Annotated in this window: 19 protein-coding genes; 18 read left to right on the top strand and 1 reads right to left on the bottom strand. The window is 68.4% G+C overall.

Translation table 11 applies throughout. The features are described from left to right. The first annotated feature begins 133 nt into the window (after nt 1-133). Nucleotides 134-1,162 carry a LacI family DNA-binding transcriptional regulator gene (locus RHM57_RS14930; protein WP_134446841.1) on the top strand — a complete coding sequence of 343 codons (1,029 nt, stop codon included), beginning with the start codon at nt 134-136 and terminating at the stop codon, nt 1,160-1,162. A 93-nt stretch (nt 1,163-1,255) separates the two neighbouring features. On the opposite strand, the gene RHM57_RS14925 is transcribed toward RHM57_RS14930, so the two are convergent. Continuing rightward, on the bottom strand, nt 1,256-2,845 hold the full coding sequence (locus RHM57_RS14925; RefSeq protein WP_322188497.1) for a glycoside hydrolase family 43 protein: 1,590 nt from the start codon (nt 2,843-2,845) through the stop codon (nt 1,256-1,258). A 158-nt stretch (nt 2,846-3,003) separates the two neighbouring features. Here RHM57_RS14925 and RHM57_RS14920 point away from each other — a divergent pair, with 158 nt between their 5' ends. The 17 genes from RHM57_RS14920 to RHM57_RS14840 all read left to right on the top strand — a co-directional run bounded on the left by RHM57_RS14920 (nt 3,004) and on the right by RHM57_RS14840 (nt 25,984). Further along, entirely contained in the window at nt 3,004-4,038 is a 1,035-nt protein-coding gene (locus tag RHM57_RS14920; protein ID WP_322188495.1) for a LacI family DNA-binding transcriptional regulator, read from the top strand. 138 nt (nt 4,039-4,176) lie between these two features. Next, nucleotides 4,177-5,460, top strand: coding sequence for a sensor domain-containing diguanylate cyclase (locus RHM57_RS14915; protein ID WP_134558037.1), 1,284 nt, complete (start codon nt 4,177-4,179; stop codon nt 5,458-5,460). Between the two features lie 334 nt (nt 5,461-5,794). Continuing rightward, nucleotides 5,795-7,087, top strand: coding sequence for an extracellular solute-binding protein (locus tag RHM57_RS14910; RefSeq protein WP_134446913.1), 1,293 nt, complete (start codon nt 5,795-5,797; stop codon nt 7,085-7,087). Nucleotides 7,088-7,203: 116 nt separating this feature from the next. After that, nucleotides 7,204-8,205 carry a carbohydrate ABC transporter permease gene (locus tag RHM57_RS14905; RefSeq protein ID WP_134446848.1) on the top strand — a complete coding sequence of 334 codons (1,002 nt, stop codon included), beginning with the start codon at nt 7,204-7,206 and terminating at the stop codon, nt 8,203-8,205. 2 nt (nt 8,206-8,207) lie between these two features. Next, complete coding sequence (locus tag RHM57_RS14900) at nt 8,208-9,116, top strand: carbohydrate ABC transporter permease (RefSeq protein ID WP_134446850.1); 909 nt, start codon at nt 8,208-8,210, stop codon at nt 9,114-9,116. Then, complete coding sequence (yicI, locus tag RHM57_RS14895; RefSeq protein WP_322188492.1) at nt 9,116-11,470, top strand: alpha-xylosidase; 2,355 nt, start codon at nt 9,116-9,118, stop codon at nt 11,468-11,470. Before RHM57_RS14900 ends, yicI begins: the two co-directional genes overlap by 1 nt. Further along, on the top strand, nt 11,467-12,912 hold the full coding sequence (locus RHM57_RS14890) for a GH1 family beta-glucosidase (RefSeq protein WP_322188490.1): 1,446 nt from the start codon (nt 11,467-11,469) through the stop codon (nt 12,910-12,912). The genes yicI and RHM57_RS14890 overlap by 4 nt, the downstream gene beginning before the upstream one ends. A gap of 356 nt (nt 12,913-13,268) precedes the next feature. Further along, nucleotides 13,269-14,390: a multiple monosaccharide ABC transporter substrate-binding protein gene (gene chvE, locus RHM57_RS14885; RefSeq protein WP_134446856.1), complete on the top strand. Its 1,122-nt coding sequence runs from the start codon at nt 13,269-13,271 to the stop codon at nt 14,388-14,390. Nucleotides 14,391-14,507: 117 nt separating this feature from the next. After that, nucleotides 14,508-16,037, top strand: a complete 1,530-nt coding sequence (gene mmsA / locus RHM57_RS14880; protein WP_322188488.1) for a multiple monosaccharide ABC transporter ATP-binding protein — start codon at nt 14,508-14,510, stop codon at nt 16,035-16,037. A gap of 6 nt (nt 16,038-16,043) precedes the next feature. Continuing rightward, a complete protein-coding gene (mmsB, locus tag RHM57_RS14875) occupies nt 16,044-17,231 on the top strand; it encodes a multiple monosaccharide ABC transporter permease (protein WP_134558033.1) in 1,188 nt (395 codons plus the stop codon). Between the two features lie 54 nt (nt 17,232-17,285). Further along, nucleotides 17,286-18,464 carry an ROK family transcriptional regulator gene (locus RHM57_RS14870; RefSeq protein ID WP_134561659.1) on the top strand — a complete coding sequence of 393 codons (1,179 nt, stop codon included), beginning with the start codon at nt 17,286-17,288 and terminating at the stop codon, nt 18,462-18,464. A gap of 182 nt (nt 18,465-18,646) precedes the next feature. Next, complete coding sequence (locus RHM57_RS14865) at nt 18,647-19,906, top strand: multidrug effflux MFS transporter (RefSeq protein ID WP_241984983.1); 1,260 nt, start codon at nt 18,647-18,649, stop codon at nt 19,904-19,906. 151 nt (nt 19,907-20,057) lie between these two features. Then, nucleotides 20,058-21,314, top strand: a complete 1,257-nt coding sequence (locus RHM57_RS14860) for a multidrug effflux MFS transporter (RefSeq protein ID WP_241975172.1) — start codon at nt 20,058-20,060, stop codon at nt 21,312-21,314. 137 nt (nt 21,315-21,451) lie between these two features. Further along, a complete protein-coding gene (locus RHM57_RS14855) occupies nt 21,452-22,198 on the top strand; it encodes a phosphatase PAP2 family protein (RefSeq protein ID WP_322188487.1) in 747 nt (248 codons plus the stop codon). Nucleotides 22,199-22,306: 108 nt separating this feature from the next. Next, nucleotides 22,307-23,608: a saccharopine dehydrogenase family protein gene (locus RHM57_RS14850; protein ID WP_322188486.1), complete on the top strand. Its 1,302-nt coding sequence runs from the start codon at nt 22,307-22,309 to the stop codon at nt 23,606-23,608. Continuing rightward, nucleotides 23,605-25,029 (top strand): FAD-dependent oxidoreductase, encoded by a 1,425-nt coding sequence (locus RHM57_RS14845; RefSeq protein ID WP_322188485.1) that lies wholly within the window; start codon nt 23,605-23,607, stop codon nt 25,027-25,029. Before RHM57_RS14850 ends, RHM57_RS14845 begins: the two co-directional genes overlap by 4 nt. 97 nt (nt 25,030-25,126) lie before the next feature. Further along, the gene (locus RHM57_RS14840) at nt 25,127-25,984 is read left to right on the top strand and encodes a hypothetical protein (protein ID WP_322188484.1); all 858 of its coding nucleotides are present in this window, start codon (nt 25,127-25,129) and stop codon (nt 25,982-25,984) included. Nucleotides 25,985-26,046: the final 62 nt, after the last annotated feature.

Below are 26,046 nucleotides of genomic sequence, written 5' to 3'. Positions count from 1 at the left end.
AACGCCTCTCGAAAGTTTCGGCGAAGTTGCCGAAAGTGATTAGGATGACTGGAGTCTATGGCGCAGGGTTTGTTGCGTCAAGCGACAAACCAAACGGATGCACGGAGCCGAGGCTTCGGGGAAGAATGAGGCCATGTCGATCGTCGAAGAAAGCCGGGAGAGTCCGGACCGCGTGACCCTGTCGGCGATCGCCGCGCTCGCGGCCGTATCGCTCTCCACCGTGTCCAAGGTGCTCAACGGCCGCGGCGACGTCGCCCCCGCGACGCGCACCCGGGTCGAAGAGCTGCTCTCCCGCAACGGGTACAGCCGCCGCGGCGACGCCGCAGCTTCCGCGCCGTTGCTCGAGCTCGTCTTCCACGAGCTCGAGAGCGTCTGGGCGATCGAGATCATCCGCGGGGTCGAGCGCGTCGCGCGGGCGAACGGGCTCAGCATCGTCCTCACCGAGAGCGGCGACAGGCACGCGCCGTCCGTGGAATGGATCGACGGCGTGATCGCCCGCAATCCGGTCGGCGTGATCCTGGTCTTCTCGGACCTCTCAGGGGAGCAGAAGCAGAAGCTCGCGACCCGCGGTATCCCCTTCGTGGTCGTCGACCCGGCGGGGGAGCCGACCCCGGACGTTCCCTCGATCGGCTCGGCGAACTGGTCGGGCGGCCTCGCGGCGACCCGGCACCTCATCGACCTCGGGCACACCCGGATCGGCATGATCGGGGGTCCGGTCGACATGCTGTGTTCGGTCGCGCGGATCGGCGGGTACCGTGCCGCGCTCGAAGCGGCCGGAATCGCCTACGACTCCTCCCTCGTGCTCGACGGTGACTTCCACCCGGAGGGGGCCCGGGTGCGCGCGGTCGAGCTGCTCGACCGGCCGGACCGGCCGACCGCCATTTTCGCGGGGAGCGACCTCCAGGCCATGGGCGTGTACGAGGCGGCCAGGGCGCTGGGGCTGCTCATCCCTGCCGATCTCTCGGTCGTCGGCTACGACGACCTCCCCCTCGCCCGGTGGGTCGGGCCGCCGCTCACGACGATCCGGCAGCCGCTCACCGAGATGGCGGAGGCCGCGGCGAATCTCGCGGTCAGCATGCGGCATTCCCCTGGCGGCACCGTGCAGCGGATGGATCTTGCGACGAGCCTCGTCACGCGGCACAGCACGGCCCCTCTCGCCTGACTCCCAACCGATTCGACGGACTCTTCTGGTCCATTTCGCGGGGGAGCGGGTGTGAAGGGCTTTCCGGGCAGAATCCCCGTCGAATCGGTTCGGTCAGGGCGTGGCGGATGCCGTCGGCACGTAGTCGAAGCCGGTGACCGTGACCGGGTGGCCGGGCTCGCCGCTCACGAAGGGCCCGACGACGGTGCCCACGAAGCCGCCGGCGCGCTCGGTCGTCAGGAGGGCGGCATCCGTCACGGCGACGACGCGCGTCTCGCCGGCGACCGTGACCGTGAAAGCGACCCCCGCCGCAGACAGCTCCGCGGTGAGGCCGAGCAGGGAGCCCGGTGCGACGGGGTCGAGCGGCACGCTGCCGAGGACCGTGTCAGCCCCGTCCGCGCGCGCGATCGCGGTCGCAGTCCAGCCGGCCGGCGCGTGCGCGAGCTCGATGCGCAGGCCGAAGTTCTCGCTCTGCCGCAGGGCGAGCCCGGCCGTGACCCCGGGGTACGGCAGCACCAGGCGGAGACCGGCCCGCACGTCGGGATGCCGCAACCGGTACCCCAGGAACGCGGCCGGCGTCCTCGTCGCGGGTCGTGGCGCCGATGTCGACCCGGCCGGGTCCGGGGCCGGCGGCGCAGGAGGCTCGAGGTGCAACCCTGCCGCAGAGGTGTGCGCTCCCGGCACCGGCCCGCGCACGCCGAGCCAGTGCGCCGCGAGCGGCCCGACCGGGAATGTGTCATGCAGTTCGGCCGGGGTCGGCGCATCCGCGCTCGTGAACGGTGTGTTTCCGCGCTCGCCGAGCCGGCCTGCACCCGGGTTGACCACGGGCCAGCCGGACTCCCAGGCGACGGGCGCGAGGAAGGTCTCCCGTCCGAGCACGTGCCCGCCCGCGCGGCTGCGCACGCCGAGGGCGAGGGCCCACCAGGAGCCGTCCCCTGCCTCGACGAGGTCGGCGTGCCCGACGTTCTGCACGCTCGCGGTGGCTCCCAGCTGGCGGTGGCTGAGGACCGGGTTGCCGGGGTTCCCGACGTATGGGCCCGTGACGGACCGGGAGCGGGCGACCGAGACGGCGTGGTTCCGTTCGGTGCCGCCCTCGGCGGCGAGGAGGTAGATCCACCCGTCGTGCGCGAAGAGGTGCGGGCCCTCCGCCCACACCGCCCCGGCAACCGCGCCATTCCAGAGGATGTGCTCCTGGCCGAAGAGTCGCCCGGCGACCGGGTCGAGCTCGCGGAGCCAGATCTCGGTCTGGCCGGGGTATGCGCCGGGTTCGACGAGGCGGCAGCCGGCCCACCAGACCCTGCCCTCGTGGAAGAAGACCGTCGGATCGATGCCGCGCGCGCCCTCGAGGAACACCGGATCGGACCAGGGCCCGGCCGGGTCGGTCGTGGTGAGGAAGAACGACGCGTCCGCCGCGCCGCCGACGACGGTGCAGGCGAGGAAGAACAGACCGTCGTGATGGCGCAGGGTCGGCGCGTAGAGGCCGCCGGAGTCCGGCACCCCGGCGAGGTCGAGCAGGCCGGCCTGCCCGGTGCGGTCGATCGCGTGGCCGAGGGGTGTCCAGGTGACGAGGTCGGTGCTCGAGTGCAGTGGGAGACCGGGGAAGTACTCGAACGACGAATTGGCGAGGTAGAAGGTGTCGCCGACCCGGCAGACCGAGGGATCGGGGTACATTCCGGGCAGGACCGGATTCGCGAAGACCGTCATGCTTGACCACCCTAGTGACCGGACCACCGGCATCCGTGACCCCTGACCCGTTTAAGTCGATTCTCACAACAAATCCGGGACGGGGTGGTTCTGGTCCGTTGGTTCATGGGTCAGACTGTGCGACAAGACATTTATTATCGGGAAGCGAGGTCGGCGCCATGGCGAGCATCCACGATGTTGCGCGGGTTGCCGGTGTCTCGATCAGCACGGTGTCCTACGCGCTGTCCGGCAAGCGGTCGATCGCGGCATCCACGCGCGTGCGCGTCCTCGATGCCGTGGAGAGTCTCGGCTATCGTCCGAACGCGGGGGCCAGGATGCTCGCGGGCACCCGCACCAACATCTTCGCCCTCACGGCGCCTTTTCACGCGGACACCTATGCGCCGGCCCACATGGCCTTCGTGCTCGCGGTCGCGCAGGCCGCCCGCGAACACGACTACGACGTGCTGCTGCTCACCCAGGACGAGGCGACGAGCGGACTGCGCCGGGTGGCGTCGAGCAGCCTCGTCGACGGCATCATCGTGCTCGACGTCGCGGGCGATGACGACAGGGTCGCGGTCATCCGCGAGCTCGGCGTGCCGGCGACCTTCATCGGGATTCCCCGGGATGCTGCCGGTCTCGTCTGCGTCGACCTCGACTTCGAGGCCGCTGCGGCGCTCGCGGTCGAGAAGCTGGTGGCAGCCGGGCACCGGTCGATCGGCCTGATCGGGCACTCTCCCGGCGTCTATGCCCGCGGCTCGAATTTCCCGCCCCGGTTCCGCGACGGTTTCTTCGCGGCCGCTGCGGCCCACGGGGTCGAGACGGCGTTCGTGATGCCCGAACGGGACGGCCCGAGCGTCCGGATCGCCCTCGATGCGCTCTTCGCGGAGCGCCCGGACATGACGGCGCTCGTCCTCCATGCCGAGGAGAGCATACACACCGCGGTTCTGGACGTGCTGCGGGAACGCGGCCTGCGGGTGCCGCGGGATCTCTCCGTGCTTGCGGCCTGCGCGAGCTTCGAGACCGATCACTTCGAGCCTCCGCTCGACACGATTCCGCTCGTCGCCGCCGACTCCTGCTGGCGCGCGGTCACGCTCGCGATCGAGCAGGTGAGCGGTCCGATCGAACCCCGTATCGAGCTCGTCCCTCCGCGTTTCTACGAGTGCGGCTCGATCGCACCGCCGCCGGATCGGCCAGGGGCCTCCCCGCGATCCTGACCCGCTCCCGACCCGGGAAGCCGGGTCCCACCACCGGATCTTCTCCGGGAACGGTGCGGAACGCTCCGGGACCTGTACCCTCCAAGTGGGGGAGCTTCGACGGGTTCCCGTGGTCGCATTCCTCGGGCAAAGGTGACGATGGACGACTACGAGGCACTCGTGGCAGAACGGGACCTCCTGCGAACCGCAATCGACCGGATCCCCGCCCTGATCGGGCACTGGAACAACGACCTCCGTTGCGACCTCGCCAACACCGCGTACGGCATGCTGCTCGGCGGCGACGCCGCGGCAATGCGCGGCCGGCATATCAGCGAGGTGCTCGGCGCCGAGCTCTACGCGAGCAACTTTCCCATGGTGCGTGGTGCACTCGACGGAATCCCGCAGCATTTCGACCGGACCCTCGTCGACGCCGGTGGCGTGACGCGCCACCTGCAGGTCGACTACCAGCCCGACATCGCCGGAGGCTTCTTCGTGCAGGTTGCCGACGTCTCCGAGCGGATGGCGGCGCAGCAACGTCTCGGGGAAGTGCTCGAATTCCAGAACGCCGTCCTCGAGACCACCCCCGACCTGATCACGGTGTTCGACCTTGACGAGGAGAAGCTTCTCTGGGCGTCGAAGTCCCTGAGCGAGACCTACGGCTACAGCGTCGAGGGCCTGTCGGATCCCGCGGAGCGGGACCGCGCCGTTCCAAGCGAAGACCGGGGCATCTACCGCGCTGCCCAGGAGCGAGTGCGGCTGGCCCTCGATCACGAGGTCGTGCACTGCCGGCACCGGATGGTGACCGCAGACGGGCGCAGCCTGTGGGTCGAGCGCGGACTCACCCCGTTCAAGCGCAACGTCGAGGGCCGCGTCACGCAATACCTGAGTGTGTCGCGCGACATCACGGGACTCGTCCACGCAGAGCGCCAGCTCGACAGGGCCGCGAACCACGACGACCTGACCGGCCTGGCCAATCGCCGGCAGTTCATTTCGGCCCTCGAGGAGGCCGTCGGCCGGGAGTCCGGTGAGGTGGCGCTGGTCTACTGCGACCTCGACGACTTCAAGTCCATCAACGACCGGCATGGTCACGCCGTCGGCGACACCGTGCTCTGCCTGGTCGCCGAGCGACTGGGTGCCGTAGTCCGGCCCAGCGACCTCGTCGCGCGCCTCGGCGGAGATGAATTCGTCATCCTGATCACCGGCGGGATTCCCGAGGCGTCCGCCCTCGTCGAGCGCATCACCGAGCGGATGCGCCCCGTGTTCCCGATCGGAGACCTCACGCTCGCCGTCCGGGCCAGCATCGGCGTGGCCATCGGGGCCCCCGGCGCGAGCGCGGAGGATCTGTTCGCGCGGGCGGACGCCGACATGTACCGGATGAAGCCGGGTACCCCGCGGCGCGCTCTCCGTGCGCGGGTGCGCCGCGCCGCCGTCGGTCGTCGATGACGTCCCTGAGGTGTCGCATATCGATGTTCAACCCGCGTGTGAACCTCGATATGCGACACCTCAGGTGGAGGATCCGGGGGATCGCGGCCGGGCCGGATGCTCGCGCGACGCGGATATGTTGCGAATATCAACAAACAACTTGTGCCCGCATCCGCAGGCCCCTATGCTTCAAAGCGACCCACTGTCGAAGCGTTTCGGCGGGCGATAAGCACAGCAATTATCGAAGCGTTTCGATTCGCTCGCGCTCGGGTCGTCATCGGCGACAGGAATCGGTGTCGCCACTACAAGGAGGTAGAAAGTGAGATTAGGAAAGCGCGCCCTCGCTGTCGTCGCAATGACGGCAGCAGCGGCACTCTTGACCGGCTGCGCAAGCGGTTCAACCGGCGGATCCACGAGCGCCAGCTCGGCTGGCCCCGTCGACGGCACGGGGAAGACCCTGACGCTCTGGGACTTCGAGTCCGATACCAGTGCGATGGGAATCGCCTGGAACGAGGCGATCAAGGTCTTCGAGAAGGAGACCGGCGCGAAGGTGAAGTTCGAAGCGAAGAGCTTCGAGCAGATCCGTTCGACCGCGAGCCAGGTCCTCAACTCCGACCAGGCCCCCGACATCCTCGAGTACAACAAGGGCAACGCCACCGCCGGCCTGCTCGCAAGCCAGGGGCTGCTCAGCAACCTCGACGACTACGTCAGCCAGTACGGCTGGGACGCGAAGCTCGCCCCCTCCCTGCAGACCACCGCCAAGTATGACGAAAACGGCATCATGGGCTCCGGCTCCTGGTACGGCGTTCCGAACTACGGCGAATTCGTCGAGGCCTATTACAACAAGGACATGTTCGCGAAGTACAACGTCGCGATCCCGACCACGCAGGCCGAGTTCGAAGCCGCACTGAAAACCTTCAAGGACGCCGGGATCACCCCGCTGGCGGAGTCGGCAGCCGAGTACCCGCTCGGCCAGCTCTGGTACCAGCTTGCGCTGACCAAGGCAGACCGCAGCTTCGTCAACGACTACCAGCTCTACACCGGTGACGTCGACTGGCAGGGCAAGGAACTGACCTACGCGACCAACACCATCAAGGACTGGACCGACAAGGGCTACATCTCCAAAGACGCCACCGGGACCAAGGCAGAGGATGCCGGCACCGCGTTCATCGCTGGGACGAACCCGATCTTCTTCTCCGGCAGCTGGTGGTACAACCGCTTCACGACAGAGATCAAGGGCTTCGATTTCGGCACCTTCCTCTACCCCGGCGCCACGATGTCTCCCGGATCCAGCGGAAACATGTGGGTCGTCCCCGAGAAGGCCAAGAACAAGGACCTCGCCGCCGCATTCATCGACATCACGATGCGCCCGGAGATCCAGGCCCTGATCGGCAATAACGGTGGCGTCCCCGTCGCCGCGAACGCCTCGGACATCACGGACCCGAAGAGCCAGGAACTGATTGCCAACTTCAACACGCTCACCGCGCGCGACGGCATCGGCTTCTACCCCGACTGGCCCACCCCGACCTTCTACGACCAGCTGAACGCCGGCCTGCAGGAGCTCATGAACGGCACCAAGTCGTCCAAGGACGTCCTGACCGAACTCGGCACCGAATACAACGACGGCATCAAGGACATCAAGAAGTAGTCCGCCGCGGGTCGCGCCTCCCCGGCGCGACCCGCACCCCCCTCTTCCTGCCGCGCAGGCCCGGCGTCGTGGCTGCGCGGCAGACCCCTGAACTGAAGAAAGGCAAGGCGATGGTTATGACAGCCCCGCTGGCCACTGAGACAACCGAATCGCACCCGCCCCGGCCGGGCAAGCCTGCGGGCAAGCGCGTTCGCCGCGCACCCGTGCAGAGCCTCATCCCCGGTGCGGGCGGCAAGGGTTTCTGGCTCTACCTCGTGCCGGGCCTGCTCCTGCTCACCATCATCGTCCTGGTTCCGCTGGGCTGGAACTTCTTCCTGACCTTCACCAAGTACCGCGGTATCAAGCCTCCGGTCTGGATCGGCCTGGACAACTGGACCAAGCTCTTCGGCGACGACGTGTTCTGGACCTCGTTCGGGAACTCGATCGCCATGATCGTGGCCATGGTCGTCGTCCCAACCCTGCTCGGCCTCGTGCTCGCGGCCATGCTCTTCGACCTCGTCGGCAAGAAGTTCGGCGGCAAGATCGCAAGCTTCCTCCGCGCCACCTACTACCTCCCGCAGATCCTGCCGACCGTGATCGCGGCGATCGTGATCGGCTGGATCCTCCGCCCGGAGAACGGTGCCCTCAACCAGGTGCTCGGCGCCATCGGACTCAGCGGCCTCGAACACAACTGGCTCGGCAGCCCGGACACCGCGATGGCCTGCATCATGGTCATCATGATCTGGGTCCAGCTCGGCTACCCGATCGTGATCTTCATGGCCGCACTCCAGCGCGTCGACCCGGAACTCTACGAGGCTGCGGAGCTCGACGGCGCCAACTGGTTCCAGCGGTTCCGCGCCATCACCGTCGGCATCATCCGCCCGGAGATCTTCGTCGTGACTCTGACCTGCACGATCGCAGCCCTCAAGGTGTTCGGCCCGATCTACGCCCTGACCCGCGGCGGGCCGGGCACATCGACCATGGTGCCGAGCTACTACTCCTACAGCGAGTTCTTCCAGAACCAGCAGGTCGGCTACGGCGCAACGATCGCAACGGCCCTGACCGTCGTGGTCGCCATCGTCGCGATCATCTTCATCACTTTCCAGACCCGGCTCGAGCGCCAGGACGAGGAGCGCTAGCCATGACTACCCTGACCGACAAGATCCGTCCCCGCCGCGATTCCGGCGCCCCGGAACCCAAGCCGCTCAAGCTGCCCAAGGTGCACACCCGCAAGACCACCGGCGACTGGGTCATCCTGTTCATCGCCATCATCATCGGCCTGTTCATCGCGATCCCGTTCGTGATGATCGTGATCAACTCCTTCAAGTCTCCGGCCGACTACAACAGCTCCGGCCCCCTTGCCCTGCCGAGCAACCTCTACTTCGACGGCATCATCAACTTCTGGACCAGGGTCAACTTCCCGGAGAAGCTCTGGAACAGCGTCGTCATCTCGAGTGTCGTCGCCGTGGCCGCCGTGCTGCTGTCGATGTTCAACGCCTACGCGATCGGGATCGGCCGCATCCGCGGTCGGACCTGGATCGTCGTCCTCATCCTGCTCGCCAACATGGTGCCGCAGGAGGCCCTGCTCTACCCGCTCTACTTCATGTTCAAGCAGGTCGGCCTCTACGACAACATCTGGGCCGTCATCATCATCTTCACGGTCATCCAGAGCGCCTTCGGCACCTACCTGCTGTCGAGCGTCTACGGAACCTTCCCGAAGGAACTCCTCGAGGCGGCCTCCCTCGACGGCGCGAGCCGCTGGCAGATCCTCTGGCGCGTCGTCTACCCGATCAGCCGGTCGACCCTCGCGGTGCTCCTGATCTTCTTCTTCATCTGGACCTGGAACGAATTCCTGATCCCGTTGACGTTCCTGGTCAGCAACGCGAACCAGACGGTCCCGGTCGCGATCAGCGTGCTGCAGGGCGATCGCCTGATGGACGTCACCACCACGAGCGCATCCGCATTGCTCGGCCTGCTGCCGACGCTCGTCTTCTTCCTCATCTTCCAGCGCACGCTGACGCGTGGCATTACCGCAGGAGCAGTCAAGTAATGAAGTTCACCGATGGATTCTGGCACGTGCGACCCGGCGTCACGCCGCTCTATGCGCAGGAGGCGTACGACCTCGAGGTCGTGCCCTGCGCGACGGGTGACGGCGACGCACTGCGGATCGACGCCCCCACCAAGGTCATCGCCCACCGCGGCGACGTGCTCAACCGTGCCCTGCTCTCGGTGACGCTGTCCTCCCCGCTGCCCGGCGTGATCCGGGTGCGGGTGGCCAAGAACACCGGCGGAGCCACGGAGCCCGGGTTCGAGCTCGACGGCGCCGTCACCGGCAGCGGCATCGTGTCCGTCGACGCGGACGGTGGGACGGTCACGAGCGGCCCCCTGACCGCGCGCATCGACAGGGGGAGCCCCTGGAGCCTCCGCTTCGAGGCCGACGGGCGCACCCTGACCGAGAGCGGGCCGAAATCGATCGGCTACCTGCAGCTCGCCGACGGCGCGCCGATCGCGGCGGAACCCACCGGGGTCTCCGGCGTCACGGAGACCGGGCTCGCCGCCGCATCCGCTTACGTGCACGCGCGGCTCGGGCTCGGCGTCGGCGAACTCGTCTACGGTCTCGGCGAACGCTTCGGCCCTCTCGTGAAGAACGGCCAGACCATCGACATCTGGAACGCCGACGGCGGCACCTCGAGCGAGCAGTCCTACAAGAACATCCCGTTCTACCTCACCAACCGGGGCTACGGCGTGCTCGTCAACCACGCAGAGCACGTCTCCTTCGAGGTCGGCACCGAGTCGGTCGAACAGGTGCAGTTCTCCGTCGCCGGAGAGTACCTCGAATACTTCGTGATCTACGGGCCGACGCCCAAGGACGTGCTCGGCCGCTACACGGAGCTGACCGGGCGCCCGGCCCAGGTACCGGCCTGGTCGTACGGCCTCTGGTTGTCGACCTCGTTCACGACCCAGTACGACGAGGCGACGGTCAACTCCTTCATCGACGGCATGGCCGAACGCGACCTGCCGCTCTCGGTCTTCCACTTCGACTGCTTCTGGATGCGCGAATTCAACTGGACCGACTTCGAGTGGGACCCGCGGGTGTTCCCGGACCCCGAGGGGATGCTCGCCCGCCTGCACGGCAAGAACCTGCACGTGAGCGCCTGGATCAACCCGTACATCGCCCAGCGCGCCCCGATCTTCGCCGAGGCCCAGGCGGCCGGCTACCTCGTGAAGAGGGTTGACGGCTCCGTCTGGCAGTGGGACTTCTGGCAGGCAGGCATGGGCCTCGTCGACTTCACCAACCCGGATGCCGTCACCTGGTTCCAGGGCAAGCTGCGGCACCTGCTCGACCAGGGCGTCGACGCCATCAAGACCGACTTCGGCGAGCGGATCCCGCTCGACGTGGTCTGGCACGACGGTTCAAGCCCGGAGCGGATGCACAACTGGTACACCCAGCTCTACAACGCCGCCGTGTTCGAGGTGCTCCAGGAGCACCACGGCGTCGGCGACGCCGTTCTGTTCGCGCGCTCCGCGACCGTCGGCGGCCAGAAGCAGCCGGTGCACTGGGGCGGGGACAACTCCTCGAGCTACGAGTCGATGGCGGAGACGCTGCGCGGCGGGCTCTCGCTCGCCCTCTCGGGCTTCGGGTTCTGGAGCCACGACATCGGCGGCTTCGAGGGCATGCCCAATGCGGCCGTGCTCAAGCGCTGGCTCGCCTTCGGCCTGATGTCGAGCCACTCCCGCCTGCACGGCTCCACGAGCTACCGGGTGCCGTGGCTCTTCGACGACGGCACGGAGGAACCGGGCCAGAGCGCCGTCGACGTCACCCGTCGCTTCACGAAGCTCAAGCTCTCGCTGATGCCCTACCTGTACCAGGTCGGCCTCGAGGCGCACCGCACCGGCATCCCCTTCATGCGACCGATGCAGATCGAATTCGCCGGCGACCCCGCGGTCGACTATCTCGACCGCCAGTACCTGCTCGGCCACGACCTGCTCGTCGCTCCCGTCTTCAGCGAGGCCGGCGACGTGTCGTACTACCTCCCCGCCGGGACGTGGACGAACTACCTGACCGGCGAGACCGCGGCCGGACCGGCCTGGCGCCGCGAGACCCACACGTTCGACAGCATTCCGTTGTGGGTGCGGGAGGGTGCTGTGCTCGCGACGGGCGCCAGGGACGACCGGCCGGACTACGACTACACCGATGACGTCCTGATCACGGTCTATCCCGGCGGCGACGCCACCAGGACCGTGCTCGTGTCGGATCCGCTCGGCGATTCCGTCGTGACCTTTACGATTGTGGAAGACGGCGACGGGGTCACGGTGCAGAGTGACTCGGACGCCGCGTTCCGCGCCAGGCGCGCGGGAGGCGACACCTCAGCATCCGCGAATCGAAAGGCCACCCTCTCATGACCGATTCCCGCCAGGGCAACCCGGACTACCGCGACTCGGGGCTGGAGTTCCCCGCCGGATTCGTGTTCGGTTCGGCGACGGCCGCGTACCAGATCGAGGGTGCCTTCGATGAGGATGGCCGCGGCCCGTCGATCTGGGACACCTTCAGCCACACGCCCGGCGCGATCCTGAACGGTGACACCGGCGACAAGGCGAGCGACCACTATCACCACCTCGAGGAAGACCTCGACCTGATGCAGCGGCTGGGCCTGCACGCGTACCGGTTCTCGATCTCGTGGTCCCGGATCCAGCCCACCGGCCGCGGCCCGGTCAACGAGAAGGGCCTCGCGTTCTACGAGCGGCTCGTCGACGGGCTGCTCGAGCGCGGCATTCGTCCGATCGCGACGCTCTACCACTGGGACCTCCCGCAGGCCCTGGAGGACGAGGGCGGCTGGACCAACCGCGAGACCGCGTACGCGTTCGCCGAGTACGCGCGGATCATGGGCGCGGCTCTCGGCGACCGGATCGACACCTGGACGACGCTCAACGAGCCGTGGTGCTCCGCGTACCTGGGCTACGGCTCCGGGGCGCACGCGCCCGGTCGAACCGACGGTGCGGAGGCGTTGACCGCGGTCCACCACCTCAACCTCGCGCACGGGCTCGCGATCATGGAACTCCGGAAGGTCGTCACGAACGACCCGGACTTCTCGATCACGCTCAACCTGCACGTCGTGCGAGGCGAGGGCCCCGGTGGGCCAGAGGCCGTTCGGCAGATCGACGGCCTCGGCAACCGGGTCTTCCTCGGCCCGTTGCTGAAGGGCGAGTACCCGGCGGATGTCCTCGCCGACACCGCAGTGATCACCGACTGGTCCTTCGTGCGGCCCGGCGACACCGAGATCATCCACCAGCCGATCGACGTGCTCGGCGTCAACTACTACTCGACCACGCGAGTGCGGCTCTGGGACGGCGAGGCCCCGCGCCAGAGCGCCGACGGCCACAAGGACGCCGCCGGCTCTCCCTGGCCCGGCGCCGACCGGGTCGAATTCGTGCAGCAGGCCGGCCCGTACACCGATATGGGCTGGAACATCGAGCCCGCGGGCCTCGAGGAACTGCTCGTGTCGCTCAGCGAGGAATTCCCGGACCAGCCGCTCATGATCACCGAGAACGGCGCAGCCTTTCCGGACACCCTCGTGCAGGAAGCGGACGGCCCCGCCGTGCACGACCCGCTGCGCACCGACTACCTGCAGCGGCACTTCACCGCCGCACACCGGGCCCTCGCGCGCGGCGTCGACCTGCGCGGGTACCAGGTCTGGTCGTTCATGGACAACTTCGAGTGGGCCTATGGCTACTCGATGCGGTTCGGCATCGTCTACGTGGACTACGACACCGAGGTGCGCACCCCCAAGGACAGTGCCCTCTGGTACGCGAAGCTCGTCGCCACGGGAATCATCCCCGCCGCCTGATCCCCGGAGGCTGATCCCGCCGCCTGATCCCGCTACCTTTCCGGTCGAGAGTGCCCGTTTCCGCGGTCGCTCTCGACCGGAAGGGTCACTCTGGCGCGCCGGGAAAACCGTGCACGCGCACGGTTTTGCGGTTTGGTGCAACAAATTCGGTTCCGGCCCTGAATTCTCACGTTGTAATTGCCAGATCTGCGCCCCTGGCCCAAAAGAGGGGGTGACTCGGGGCCGAATCCTGTTATATGTTGGATGCGTCAACATAAGCGCGTGTCGCCATGTTGATGACAGCGTTACAAGGGGGTAATGGTGGTTTTCCTGCCGCCTCCTCGTGCGATCACAGCATTCAGAGCAGAAAGCAGATCATGACGAAAACCAAGAGGCTGTTCACGATTGTCGCTACGGGGGCCGTTGCGCTCTCGCTCGCGGCGTGTTCAACGGCCACCACATCAGGGACCGGAAGCACCACGGCAGCAATCGCGGACTGCAACGTCGGCATCTCGATGCCCACGAGAAGCCTCGAGCGCTGGATCAACGACGGCGAAGGCCTCAAGACCAAGCTCGAAGGGGCCGGCTGCACCGTCGACCTTCAGTACGCCGACAACAAGACCGACCAGCAGATCAGCCAGATCCAGAACCAGGTCGCCGGCGGGGCCAAGATCCTCGTCGTCGCAGCGATCGACGGCAAGGTACTCGCACCGGCACTCGCCGACGCGAAGAAGCAGGACGCCACGGTCATCGCCTACGACCGCCTGATCAACGGGACCGCCGACGTCGACTACTACGCGACGTTCGACAACTACAAGGTCGGCCAGCTCCAGGGGCAGTTCATCGAGAAGGAACTCGGCCTCAAGGACGGCAAGGGTCCGTTCAACCTCGAGCCCTTCGCCGGCAGCCCCGACGACAACAACGCCAAGTTCTTCTTCTCCGGCGCATGGGACGTGCTCCTGCCCTACGTGACGAGCGGCCAGCTGGTCGTCCCGAGCGGCAAGGCTCCGAAGACGAACGACGCGTGGACCACGATCGGAATCCAGGGCTGGGCGTCCGACAAGGCACAGGCCGAGATGGACAACCGGCTCTCCTCGTTCTACGGCAACGGCGCCAAGGTCAACGTCGTGCTCTCCCCGAACGACAGCCTCGCGGTCGGCATCGAAGCCTCCCTGAAGTCGGCCGGCTACACCGCAGGCACCGACTACCCGATCATCACGGGCCAGGACGCGGACAAGGCGAACGTCAAGGCCATCCTCGCGGGCACCCAGTCGATGACCGTCTGGAAGGACACCCGTACCCTGGGCGCCCAGGTCTTCACGATGATCCAGTCGATCGCGGCCGGCACAACGGTCGAGGTGAACGACACCAAGACGTACGACAACGGCAAGAAGGTCGTCCCGTCTTACCTGCTGGCCCCTGAGGTCGTCACGAAGGACCTCGTGCAGACGAAGCTCATCGATTCCGGGTTCATCAAGGCATCGGACGTCGGCCTCTAAGCCGTACCGAAGAAACCGAATTCCGTACCGACTGCGGTGGTGGCGGGGCCCTGGGCTTCGCCACCACCGTGGTCGGTACGCACCCGAACGACGTATTCGCTGACAGGAGCGACACACATGAACGGTCCGATTCTTCGGATGATCGACATCGGGAAAGACTTCAGCGGGGTCAAAGCCCTCGACTCAGTCACCCTCGAAGTCGAGCGCGGCAAGGTGCACGGCATCTGCGGTGAGAACGGCGCAGGCAAGTCGACGCTGATGAAGGTGCTGAGCGGCGTCTACCCGCACGGCAGCTACGACGGCACGATCGAATTCGAGGGGGAAGAGGCCCAGTTCAGATCGATCAACGACAGCGAAGCGGTCGGGATCGTCATCATCCACCAGGAACTCGCGCTCAGCCCGTACCTCTCGATCGCGGAGAACATCTTCCTCGGCAACGAGAACGCCACCCGCGGCGTCATCGACTGGAACAAGACCAACCTCGAGGCCGCGAGCCTGCTCGCCCGGGTCGGTCTCGACGAGAACCCGGCCACGAAGGTGCTCGAGCTGGGCGTCGGCAAGCAGCAGCTCGTGGAGATCGCCAAGGCGTTGTCGAAGCGGGTCAAGCTCCTGATCCTCGACGAGCCGACCGCGGCTCTCAACGACGAAGACTCCGACCACCTGCTCGACCTGATCGAGCACCTGCGGGGCCAGGGCATCACGAGCATCATCATCTCCCACAAGCTCAAGGAGATCCGCCGGATCGCGGACACGGTGACCGTGATCCGGGACGGCAAGACGATCGAGACGATCGACATGCACGGTCCCGACGCGACCCAGGCCCGCATCATCCGCTCGATGGTCGGCCGCGACCTCAACAGCATGTTCCCGCCCAGGGACCCGAAGATCGGCGCAGAGATCCTCCGGGTCGAGGACTGGAACGCGTACCACCCGGTGGACATCGGCAGGAAGATCGTCGACAACGCCTCGTTCACCGTGCACGCGGGCGAGGTCGTCGGCTTCGCCGGGCTGATGGGCGCGGGCCGCACCGAACTGGCCATGAGCATCTTCGGACGCTCGTACGGCACCAACATCACCGGCCGGGTCTTCAAGAACGGCACCGAGATCTCGGTGCGCACGGTCGACGAAGCCATCCGCAACGGAATCGCGTACGCGACGGAGGACCGCAAGAAATACGGGCTCAACCTGATCGGCGACATCACCGTGAACGTCTCGGCGGCGGCGCTGGCGACCCTCGCCCGGTTCGGCGTGATCGACCGCCACCGCGAGTACAAGGTCGCGGACGACTACCGCAGGCGGATGAACATCAAGGCGCCGAGCGTCTCGTCGATCACCGGCCAGCTCTCCGGCGGCAACCAGCAGAAGGTCGTGCTGTCGAAGTGGGTCTTCACCGGCCCCGACGTGCTCTTCCTCGACGAACCGACCAGAGGCATCGACGTCGGCGCCAAGTACGAGATCTACGGCATCATCAACGAGCTCGCCGCGGCAGGAAAGGCCGTCGTCGTCATCTCCTCCGAACTACCGGAGCTTCTCGGCATCTCCGATCGCATCTACGCGATCTCCGAGGGTCGCATCACCGGCGAAGTCGCCGCGAAGGATGCCACCCAGGAAAGCCTCATGCACCTCATGACTGCGGGAAAGGACTAGACCGCAATGACCACCACCACCCCAGCCACGCGCAAGCCCCGGCTGGCCATCAACTTCCGCCAGTACGGCATTCTCGCCGCGCTCGTCGTCATCATCGTTCTGTTCGAAGTGCTCACGAAGGGCCGGCTGCTGCTGCCCGGCAACGTGAACAACCTCATCCAGCAGAACGCCTACGTGTTGATCCTCGCGATCGGCATGGTCGTCGTGATCATCGCCGGCCACATCGACCTCTCGGTCGGCTCCGTCGTCGCCATGGTCGGTGCGGTCTCGGCCATCGCGACGAACCAATGGGGCTTCCCGTGGTGGGCGGCCGTGTTGCTCGCCCTCGTCGTGGGTGCGGTCGTGGGCGCCTGGCAGGGCTTCTGGATCGCCTTCGTCGGCATCCCCGCCTTCATCGTGACCCTCGCCGGCATGCTGATCTTCCGCGGCCTCACGCTCGTCCTGCTGACCGGTGGCACAATCAGCGGGCTGCCGGACTCCTTCACGGCGATCGGCGCAGGTTGGTTGCCCGGAGTGCTGGGTGAGCTCGGCGGACGGGACACCCTGACTCTCGCCCTCGGCGCCATCACCTGCATCGCCCTCGTCGCGCAGCAGCTGCGCACCCGTGCGACCCTGCGGCGCCTCGAGCTGCCCATGGAATCCGTCGTGCAGATGGCCGTCAAGTCCGGCATTGCGGTCGTCGCGATCATGTGGCTGGCCTGGCTTCTCTCCGGCTACCGCGGCACCCCGATCATCCTGATCATCCTCGCCGTCCTGATTCTCGGCTACACGTTCATGCTGAACCAGACGGTCTTCGGCCGTCACGTCTACGCGATCGGCGGCAACCTCTTCGCCGCCATGATGAGCGGCGTGAAGACCAAGTGGGTCAACTTCTACGTCTTCGTCAACATGGGCGTGCTCGCCGGACTCGCCGGCGTGGACAGCACGGCCCGCGCAGGCGGCGCCGTGGCTTCGGCAGGGCAGAACTACGAACTGGACGCCATCGCCGCGGTCTTCATCGGCGGCGCAGCCGTTCAGGGCGGCGTGGGAACGGTCGTCGGAGCCATCGTCGGTGGCCTCGTGATGGGTGTCCTGAACATGGGACTGTCGATCCTCTCGGTGGATGCCGCGTGGCAGATGGCCATCAAGGGTCTCGTCCTCCTGCTCGCGGTCGCGTTCGACATCTTCAACAAGCGGCGCAGCGGAGGACGCTGACCCCGGGGCGCGGGCGGTAGCCTTGTGCAACACGCGCGGACGGAGGAGTACCAGGTGCAGGGCAACAACCACGACGACATCCGTCGGCACAACCTGTCGGTCATTCTGCGCCTCGTCCACCGCAACGGGCCCACCTCCCGCGCCCAGCTGACCCGCCTCACCGGGCTGAACCGGTCGACCATCGCCGCCCTCGTCGGCGAGCTCGCCCAGCTCGGCCTCGCGGGGGAGCGGGACCCGGACTCGACGAACCAGGTCGGCCGGCCGAGCCCCATCGTGCACGTGGCCGCCGCGGTCGTCGCCCTCGCCGTGAACCCCGAGATCGACGCGGTCACGATCGGAATCGTGGGCCTCGACGGCACCGTGCACCGCCGCATCCGCTACCCGACCGAGCACACCCCGAGCCCGACGGAGGCCGTCAACATCGCCGCAGCCGTCATCGACGGGATGCGCGGCGAGCTCGAGGCCCGGTTCCGGGTCGTCGGCATCGGTGTCGCCGTTCCGGGCCTCGTGCGCGCCCACGACGGGCTCGTCCGGCTCGCCCCGCACCTCGGCTGGGTCGACGAACCGCTCACGGACATGCTCGAGCAGGCCACCGGGTTTCCCGTCGTGGCCGCGAACGACGCGAGCCTCGGGGCGCTCGCCGAACGCTACTTCGGCGCGGGCAAGGGCATCACCGACCTGATCTACCTGAACGGCGGGGCAAGCGGCATCGGCGGCGGCATGATCGTCGGCGGCCTGCCCGTCGGCGGCGTCGCCGGCTATGCGGGCGAGTTCGGCCACACCCGCGTGAGCGGAAGCTCCCGCGTCGACTCCGCGGGGATCACGGGAACGCTCGAGGCCGAAGTGAGCCGGGAGGAACTGCTCGCGGTGCTCGGACTCTCCGGCTCCGGCGCGGACGCCGACGAACTCGAACGCGCCCTGCTCTCGACGGAATCCGCCGAGGTCCAGGCCGAGGTGCACCGCCAGCTCGACTTTCTCGCGGTCGCGCTCGGCGGGGCGATCAACATCCTCAACCCGCAGCTCGTCGTACTCGGCGGCTTCCTCGGCGCGCTCTTCAACGCGGATCCCGAACGCCTCCGCGCGGCCGTCGGTACCTGGTCGCTGCCGTCCTCCTTCGGGAGCGTGCGGATCACCGCGGCGGAACTGGGATCGAACCTGTTGATGATCGGTGCAGCGGAGCTCGCCTTCGAGGGCATCCTCGCCGACCCGAACGGGTTCGGCGTCTCCGACTGATCCGTCCGGCGTGTCGCGGTCCGGCGGGAATAGCCGGAGGGGCGCCCGCCTTGGCACCAGTGGGCGAGAGTGTCTTTCGTCGTGTGCACCCGGGCGCACGACGGGCGCGGTGACCGTCCGGCCTGCACCCAGCATGCGTCCCAGCGCCAGCCCCCAGCACCCACAGTGAGGACACGTCCGCCGTGAGCACCGCCACCGCCCCCATTTCCGTCGTCCGGCATCCCGGAGATGCCCTGACCCGGCCGCAGCGCCTGGTCTACGTGCTCGTGCTCGGAGCCCTCACCGCGCTCGGCCCGTTCACGATCGACCTCTACCTGCCCGCGTTCCCCACGCTCGAGAGCGAACTCGGCGTCTCCGCTGCGGCCATCCAGCTCACCCTGACCGGGACCATGATCGGCTTCGGCTTCGGCCAGCTCGTCGTCGGGCCGTGGAGCGACCGGGTCGGTCGGCGCCTGCCTCTGCTCCTCGCGACCGGGTTCCATATCCTTGCCAGCGTCGGCGCCGCACTGTCCCAGGACATCGTCTGGCTCGGCGTCTTCCGGGTGCTGATGGGCTTCGGCGCGGCGGCGGGCGCGGTCGTCGCCCTCGCGATGGTGCGTGACCTGTTCGGCGGCAAGCCGCTCGTGCGGATGCTGTCCCGGCTCGCCCTGGTCAGCGGGCTCGCCCCCGTGCTCGCCCCGGTGATCGGGTCGCAGCTCCTCCTCGTGATGAGCTGGCGCGGCATCTTCTGGGTGCTCGCCGGCTACGGCGTCGTCGTCGTGGTTGCGGTCGCGTTCCTGATCGTCGAAACCCTCCCGACGCTGGAACGCCACGCCTCAGGGCACAACACGCTCGCCCAGCGCTACCGGGCCGTGCTCGGCGACCGTACCTTCGTCGGGGTCGCGATCATCGGGGCGATGACCTTCACCGGGCTGTTCTCCTACCTCTCCGCCTCGCCATTCCTGTTCCAGCAGGTGTACGCGTTCAGCCCGCAGCAGTACGGCGTGCTGTTCGCGGTGAACTCCCTCGGCATCGTCGCGGGCGTGCAGCTCTCCTCTGTGCTGATGCACCGTTTCAACGTCGCCCCGCAGTGGATCATCGCCGTATCGACGATCGTGCTGCTCACGGCGGCGATGGCGATCCTCGTGCTCGACCGCGCCGGCGCCGGCCTCTGGGGCACCCTCGTTCCGCTCTGGGTGTTCATCGCCGCGTGCGGCTTCACCTTCCCGTCGGCGCAGGTGATCGCGCTGGATGCGCACGGTCACGAGGCCGGGACCGCCGCGTCGCTGCTCGGCGCGGCCAACTTCGGGGTCGCGGGGCTGATCTCCCCGATCGTCGGACTGCTCGGGGTGGGCACCGCCGTGCCGATGTCCGCGGTCATGGGCGTGACGGCCGTTGTCTCGATCGTCGTGCTGTGGACCCTCGTGCGGCCGCGGTCGCTCGGGACGCTCGACGCGGCCTGAACCGCGCGGCCCGCGCCGGGCGCGACGTAGGCTGGACGCAGGTGCGACCTGGCACCCTGGGGACTCTCGATGCAGCCGGACCCGGCCCGCGGCATCCTGACTCGCGGGAAACCGAGCAAAGGACCCCGCCCTGACCACCGAATCACTGACCGTGATCACCGCCGCAGACCTGCGGGCGACCGGGAGGCACCCGGGTGATGCGCTGTCCCGCGGGCAGCGGCTCGTCTACGTACTCATTCTCGGCGCGCTCACGGCGCTCGGCCCGTTCACGATCGACCTGTACCTTCCCGCGTTCCCGACACTGCAGAGCGAGCTCGGCGTCTCGGCGGCCGCCATCCAGCTCACCCTGACCGGCACCATGGTCGGGTTCGGGCTCGGCCAGCTCATCGTCGGGCCGTGGAGCGACAAGGTCGGCCGCCGACTACCGCTCATGCTCGCGGCCGGCTTCCACATTGCGAGCAGCGTCGGCGCCGCGCTCTCGCCCGACATCGTCTGGCTCGGTGTCTTCCGCGTGCTGATGGGCTTCGGCGCCGCGGCGGGCGTCGTCGTCGCCCTCGCCATGGTGCGCGACCTGTTCGGCGGCAAGCCGCTCGTGCGGATGCTGTCCCGACTGGCCCTGATCAGCGGACTCGCGCCCGTGGTCGCGCCTGTTCTCGGCTCGCAGCTGCTGCTCGTGATGAACTGGCGCGGCATCTTCATCGTTCTCGCCGGGTACGGCGCTGTCGTGATCGCCGCGGTCGCCATCTGGATCGTCGAGACCCGGCCGGTGAACGAGCGCCACCACGCCGGGCACAGCACCCTCGGCCAGCGTTACCGGGCGGTGCTCGGCGACCGCACCTTCGTCGGGGTCGCGATCGTCGGCGCGATGACCTTCACCGGGCTGTTCTCCTACCTGTCTGCGTCGTCGTTCCTGTTCCAGCAGGTCTACGCGTTCACGCCGCAGCAATACGGGGTGCTGTTCGCGGCGAACTCCCTCGGCATCGTCGTCGGGGTGCAGACGAGCTCCCGGCTGATGCACCGCCACAACGTCGCCCCGCAGTGGATCCTGGCCTGCTCGACCGCCGCGCTCGCCGTGTTCGCGACCCTGATGCTCGTGCTCGGCCTCGTCGACGCCGGGCTCTGGGGCGTGATCGTGCCGCTCTGGTTCTTCATCGCGGCGTGCGGATTCACCTTCCCCTCCGTGCAGGTGATCGCGCTCAACGCGCATCCGCACGAAGCGGGCACGGCGGCGTCCCTCCTCGGGGCGGGCAACTACGGGCTCGCGGGTCTCGTCTCGCCGGTCGTCGGGATGCTCGGGGTCTCGACCGCGGTGCCGATGGCCGCGGTCATGCTCGGGACCGCGCTCGCATCGGTGTGTTCCCTGTGGTTCGTGTTGCGCCCGCGGACGGTCCCGCGCCTCGCCCACTGAGCGCGCCCGCCGGGCAGCTGCGGCCGGTGCGGGCAGCTGCGGCCGGTGCGGACGACTGTGGCTCGCGCACGGGAAACAGGTGTCCGTGGCGGGAACGGGTGCGGGGGTCCGCCCCGAGGTCGGCCTAACATGGCCTGATGGACGATGACAGCGCCCCCGCACCCGAGCCAGACCCTGCACCCGCCGTCGCCCCGGAAACCGCGGCGGCCCCGGCGGCGCGACGCGTCGCCCGGCGCTGGCCTCTCCTCAGCGGTCTCGTGGCGGTACTCCTTGCCGCGGGCCTCGGCGCCCTGATCGTCTTTCGCGACAACGGGAATCCGCTCGTTATCGACACAGAGTGGATGGCCGAGATCATCGAGCACCGGGCGCCGATCTGGGAGTACGCCTCGCTCGTGATGAACTTCCTCGGCGCGGGAATCGCCGGGGTCGTGATCATCCCGGTCCTGATCCTGGTGGGACTGCTCCTGCTGAAACGTCCCTGGGCGGCGGGCTACTTCCTGGTGGCAACGATCGTCAGTTCCGGGCTCGTGCAACTTCTCAAGAACCTGTTCGGCCGCGCCCGCCCTCAGGACATGCTGGTCACCAGCGATTTCGGTTCATTCCCCTCCGGGCATGTAGCGAATGCGGCGACGATGGTCGTCTGCCTCGCCCTGATCTTCCCGAAAGTGTGGGTCTGGGTGGCCGGCGCGGTCTGGGCCGTCGCGATGATGGTCAGCCGCACCTACCTCGGCGCGCACTGGCTCACCGACACCATCGGCGGCCTGCTGCTCGGCATCGGCGTCGCCGTGCTGCTCTGGGCGCCCCTCGCCGCGAAACTGGACGGCGAGCGCCGGCTGGCCCGCCGGCATCCGCCCGCCCCAGAACCGGTTCGGCACCCCTTGTGAGGCTTGTGTACCCGGGACGGGTGTTTCGGGCCGTTTGAGGTGAAAATTCCGTCGAATTGGTCGGGATGCGGGGCAGACAACGGCGGATGAGCGCGGTAGCGTCATCGAATGAGAATCCTCCTTGTCGGGGCGGGCGGCGTCGGAGACGCGTTCGCGAAGATCATCGCCCGCCGGTCGTTCTTCGAGCGGGTGATCGTGAGCGACTACGACATCGGCCGGGCGGAACGGACGATCGCCGCCGTCGCAGCGAAGTACGGTGACGAGAGCGCGGCCCGGTTCACAGCGGCCCAGATCGATGCGGGGGATCCGGACCGCGTCGCATCCGTCGCCCGGGAACACGGCGCGACGCACGTGATGAACGCGGTCGAGCCGAAGTTCGTGCCGAGCGTGTTCGCCGGGGCGCTCGCCGCAGGCTGCGACTACCTCGACATGGCGGCGAGCCTTTCCGAACCGCACCCGACCGACCCGTACCACGAGACCGGCGTCAAGCTCGGCGACGACCAGTTCGCGCTCGCCGCAGACTGGGAGACCGCCGGGCGGCTCGCCCTCGTCGGGATGGGCGTCGAGCCGGGGCTGTCCGACGTGTTCGCCCGGTACGCCGCAGACCACCTGTTCAGCGAGATCGACGAGCTCGGTACCCGCGACGGCGCCAATCTCGTCGTGCGCGACGAGTCCGGTGCCGAGATCTTCGCGCCCTCGTTCAGCATCTGGACCACGATCGAGGAGTGCCTGAACCCGCCGGTGATCTTCGAGAAGGACCGCGGCTGGTTCACGACGCAGCCGTTCAGCGAACCGGAGATCTTCGACTTCCCGGAGGGGATCGGCCCGGTCGAGTGCGTGAACGTCGAGCACGAAGAGGTGTTGCTGATGCCGCGCTGGCTCGACGCGAAGCGGGTCACCTTCAAGTACGGGCTTGGTGAGGAGTTCATCGGCGTGTTGCAGACCCTGCACCGCCTCGGCCTCGACAGCGTGACCCCGGTGCGGGTGCGCAGTGAGTCCGGGCCCGTGTGGGTCGCGCCCCGCGACGTCGTCGCGGCGAGCCTGCCCGACCCGGCCACGATCGGACCCCGGATGACCGGGAAGACCTGCGCCGGGGTCTGGGTCACGGGCACAGGGGTCGACGGGGAGCCGCGCGAGGTGTACCTGTACCACGTGAGCGACAACGAGTGGACGATGCGCGAGTACGACGCCCAGTGCGTGGTCTGGCAGACCGCCCTCAACCCGGTGATCGCCCTCGAACTGCTCGCGACCGGCGCCTGGAGCGGACTCGGTGTGCTCGGTCCCGAGGCGTTCGACGCGAAACCGTTCCTCGACCTGATGAGCGCGAGCGAGGAATCCGGTGGATATGGCGAGCCCTGGGGGATGGAAGACCGGCTGGTGCGGCCCGCTTCCGCGGCCGACCCGGCATGATCAACGGCGAGGTCTCGTTCTGGTGGAACCAGCTCGGCCGGCCGACGCAGCGTCCGCCGCTACCCGGTGCTCTCCGCGCCGACGTCTGCATCGTCGGCGCCGGCTACACCGGACTCTGGACCGCCTACTACCTGAAGAAGGCGGCGCCCGGCCTGCGCATCGTGATCCTCGAGCAGCGTTTCGCCGGTTACGGGGCCTCCGGGCGGAACGGCGGCTGGCTGACGAACTCGATCACGGGAGGACGCGAGCAGTATGTCGCCACCCACGGGCGGGACTCCGCGGCCCGGTTCCAGACCGCGATGAACGACACCGTCGACGAGGTGATCCGGGTCGCCGCCGCCGAGGGCATCGACGCCGACATCGTCAAGGGCGGCGAGTTCACCGTTGCGTGCGACGTGCCCCAGCAGCGGCGGCTCGAGGCGAGCGCCCGGGCCGAACAGGAGTGGGCGGAAACGGATGTCGAGCTCCTGACGGCTGCGGAGGCATCCGCTCGCGTGAACGTCGTCGGAGCCACGGGAGCGATGTGGCACCCGCACTGCGCTCGCATCCACCCGGCGAAACTCGCCGCCGGACTCGCCGGGGTCGTCGAGGCACTCGGCGTCGAGATCTACGAGGACACCACCGTGACCGAGATCACGCCGCACCGCGCGGTCACGGCGCGCGGGGTCGTCGCCGCCGACGTCGTCGTGCGGGCGACCGAAGGCTTCACCGCGGGACTGCGCGGCCTGCACCGGGCCTGGCTGCCGATGAACTCGTCGCTGATCGCGACGGCGCCGCTCGCGCCGGCGGTCTGGGAGAGCATCGGCTGGGACGCTTGCGAGACCCTCGGCGACATGGCGCACGCCTACATGTACGCCCAGCGCACCGCCGACGACCGCATCGCGATCGGCGGCCGCGGGGTGCCGTACCGGTTCGGGTCGCGGACGGACTCCGACGGGCACACCCCTGCGGGCACGGTCGACGCGCTGCGCGGCATCCTCAACCGGTTCTTCCCCGCGACGACAGGGGTGACGATCGACCACGCCTGGTCCGGCGTGCTCGGGGTTCCTCGGGACTGGGCCGCGACGGTCGGCCTCGACCCGGCGACCGGGCTCGCCTGGGCGGGCGGGTACGTCGGAACCGGGGTCGCGACCACGAACCTGGCCGGGCGCACGCTGACCGAGCTGATCCTCGCGCGCGTCGCCGGGAACGCACCGGGCGGTGCGGCCGGTGCTGCGGCCGGTGCCGGGGCCGCGCTGAGTGAGCTGCCCTGGGTCAACCATCGGGTGCGGAACTGGGAGCCCGAGCCGCTGCGCTGGCTTGCGGTGACCGGGCTGTATCGCGCGTACGGGATCGCGGACCGCGCCGAGCACGGCGGCCGCCGCACGACGACCTCGCCGCTCGCGACGATCGCCGATCGCGTCTCGGGCCGAGGCCACTGAACCGATTCGACGGAGTTCTTGGGTGTCGAACGCGTGGGAGCGCGGTCGCGGCGGACGCCCTGGGTCGGGCCGGCCGCGGATGTGGTCTACTCGAGGCATGAACGTTCCGCCGGCGCCCCGTGCGCCCGATGCTTCCGCCGAAACTTCCGCCGAGACCCTCGTGGCCGCATACCGGGTCGCGCTGGCCGCGGCCGACGCGGCCGCGGTGAGCGTGCGTGCGGCGCGCCCCGAAGACCTGCCCGCGGTCGTCGCGCTCTTCGAGCGCACCTGGGGTGCCGGACGCAGCCCGGACGCCTCCCTCCTGCGCGCCCTCGACCACGCCGGTAACACGGTGCTCGTCGCCACGAGTGACGCCGATGCTGCACCCGCGTTCGTCGGGGCCGCACTCGGCTTCCTCGGCTGGACGGGCGGCATCCACCTGCACTCGCACATGACGGCCGTCGCCCCCGGGCTGCGCGGCGGCGGGGTCGGCTACGCGCTCAAGCTCTTCCAGCGCGCGGTCTGCCTCGAGCACGGCGTCGACGAGATGCGCTGGACCTTCGACCCGCTGATCCGCCGCAATGCGCATTTCAACCTCGTGAAACTCGGGGCAGAGGTGACCGACTTCCACCCGGACTTCTACGGGCGACTCGACGACGCGATCAGCGGCAGCGACCGCAGCGACCGGTTCGAGGTGCGCTGGCGTCTCGACTCGCGTCGGGTGCGTGCGGCGCTCGCCGGTTCCCTGCGGCCGCAGTGGAGCAGCGCCGAACCGACCCGCGACGGGCTGCCCGCCCCAGAACCCCTGCGGCTCGACCCTGACTTCGAGCGACTCCGCGACGACGCACCGGATGCCGCGGCCCGGCAACGCACCGACTCCCGCGTCGTGTTCGCCGAGGCCTTCTCCCGCGGCCTCCGGCCCGAACTCGCCGGCGACTCCTGGGTGTTCACCTCCCGCCCTGCAGACCCCGCCTGACGCGCCTCGCCCCGCCCTATCTCCCCCGACCCGCCGCCCTTCGTGCGCGTGTGTTCCGCGAG

The sequence above is a fragment of the Cryobacterium sp. 10S3 genome (genome assembly GCF_034344045.1).
In the GTDB taxonomy this organism is placed as follows: domain Bacteria; phylum Actinomycetota; class Actinomycetes; order Actinomycetales; family Microbacteriaceae; genus Cryobacterium; species Cryobacterium glucosi.
This window is presented reverse-complemented; position numbering and strand designations above follow the sequence as displayed.

Bases quoted from the DNA above. Each gene is read 5' to 3' on its own strand.
- RHM57_RS14930 (WP_134446841.1), top strand. From the start codon at position 134: ATGTCGATCGTCGAAGAAAGCCGGGAGAGTCCGGACCGCGTGACCCTG.
- RHM57_RS14925 (WP_322188497.1), bottom strand. From the start codon at position 2,845: ATGACGGTCTTCGCGAATCCGGTCCTGCCCGGAATGTACCCCGATCCC.
- RHM57_RS14920 (WP_322188495.1), top strand. From the start codon at position 3,004: ATGGCGAGCATCCACGATGTTGCGCGGGTTGCCGGTGTCTCGATCAGC.
- RHM57_RS14915 (WP_134558037.1), top strand. From the start codon at position 4,177: ATGGACGACTACGAGGCACTCGTGGCAGAACGGGACCTCCTGCGAACC.
- RHM57_RS14910 (WP_134446913.1), top strand. From the start codon at position 5,795: ATGACGGCAGCAGCGGCACTCTTGACCGGCTGCGCAAGCGGTTCAACC.
- RHM57_RS14905 (WP_134446848.1), top strand. From the start codon at position 7,204: ATGACAGCCCCGCTGGCCACTGAGACAACCGAATCGCACCCGCCCCGG.
- RHM57_RS14900 (WP_134446850.1), top strand. From the start codon at position 8,208: ATGACTACCCTGACCGACAAGATCCGTCCCCGCCGCGATTCCGGCGCC.
- yicI (WP_322188492.1), top strand. From the start codon at position 9,116: ATGAAGTTCACCGATGGATTCTGGCACGTGCGACCCGGCGTCACGCCG.
- RHM57_RS14890 (WP_322188490.1), top strand. From the start codon at position 11,467: ATGACCGATTCCCGCCAGGGCAACCCGGACTACCGCGACTCGGGGCTG.
- chvE (WP_134446856.1), top strand. From the start codon at position 13,269: ATGACGAAAACCAAGAGGCTGTTCACGATTGTCGCTACGGGGGCCGTT.
- mmsA (WP_322188488.1), top strand. From the start codon at position 14,508: ATGAACGGTCCGATTCTTCGGATGATCGACATCGGGAAAGACTTCAGC.
- mmsB (WP_134558033.1), top strand. From the start codon at position 16,044: ATGACCACCACCACCCCAGCCACGCGCAAGCCCCGGCTGGCCATCAAC.
- RHM57_RS14855 (WP_322188487.1), top strand. From the start codon at position 21,452: ATGGACGATGACAGCGCCCCCGCACCCGAGCCAGACCCTGCACCCGCC.
- RHM57_RS14850 (WP_322188486.1), top strand. From the start codon at position 22,307: ATGAGAATCCTCCTTGTCGGGGCGGGCGGCGTCGGAGACGCGTTCGCG.
- RHM57_RS14845 (WP_322188485.1), top strand. From the start codon at position 23,605: ATGATCAACGGCGAGGTCTCGTTCTGGTGGAACCAGCTCGGCCGGCCG.
- RHM57_RS14840 (WP_322188484.1), top strand. From the start codon at position 25,127: ATGAACGTTCCGCCGGCGCCCCGTGCGCCCGATGCTTCCGCCGAAACT.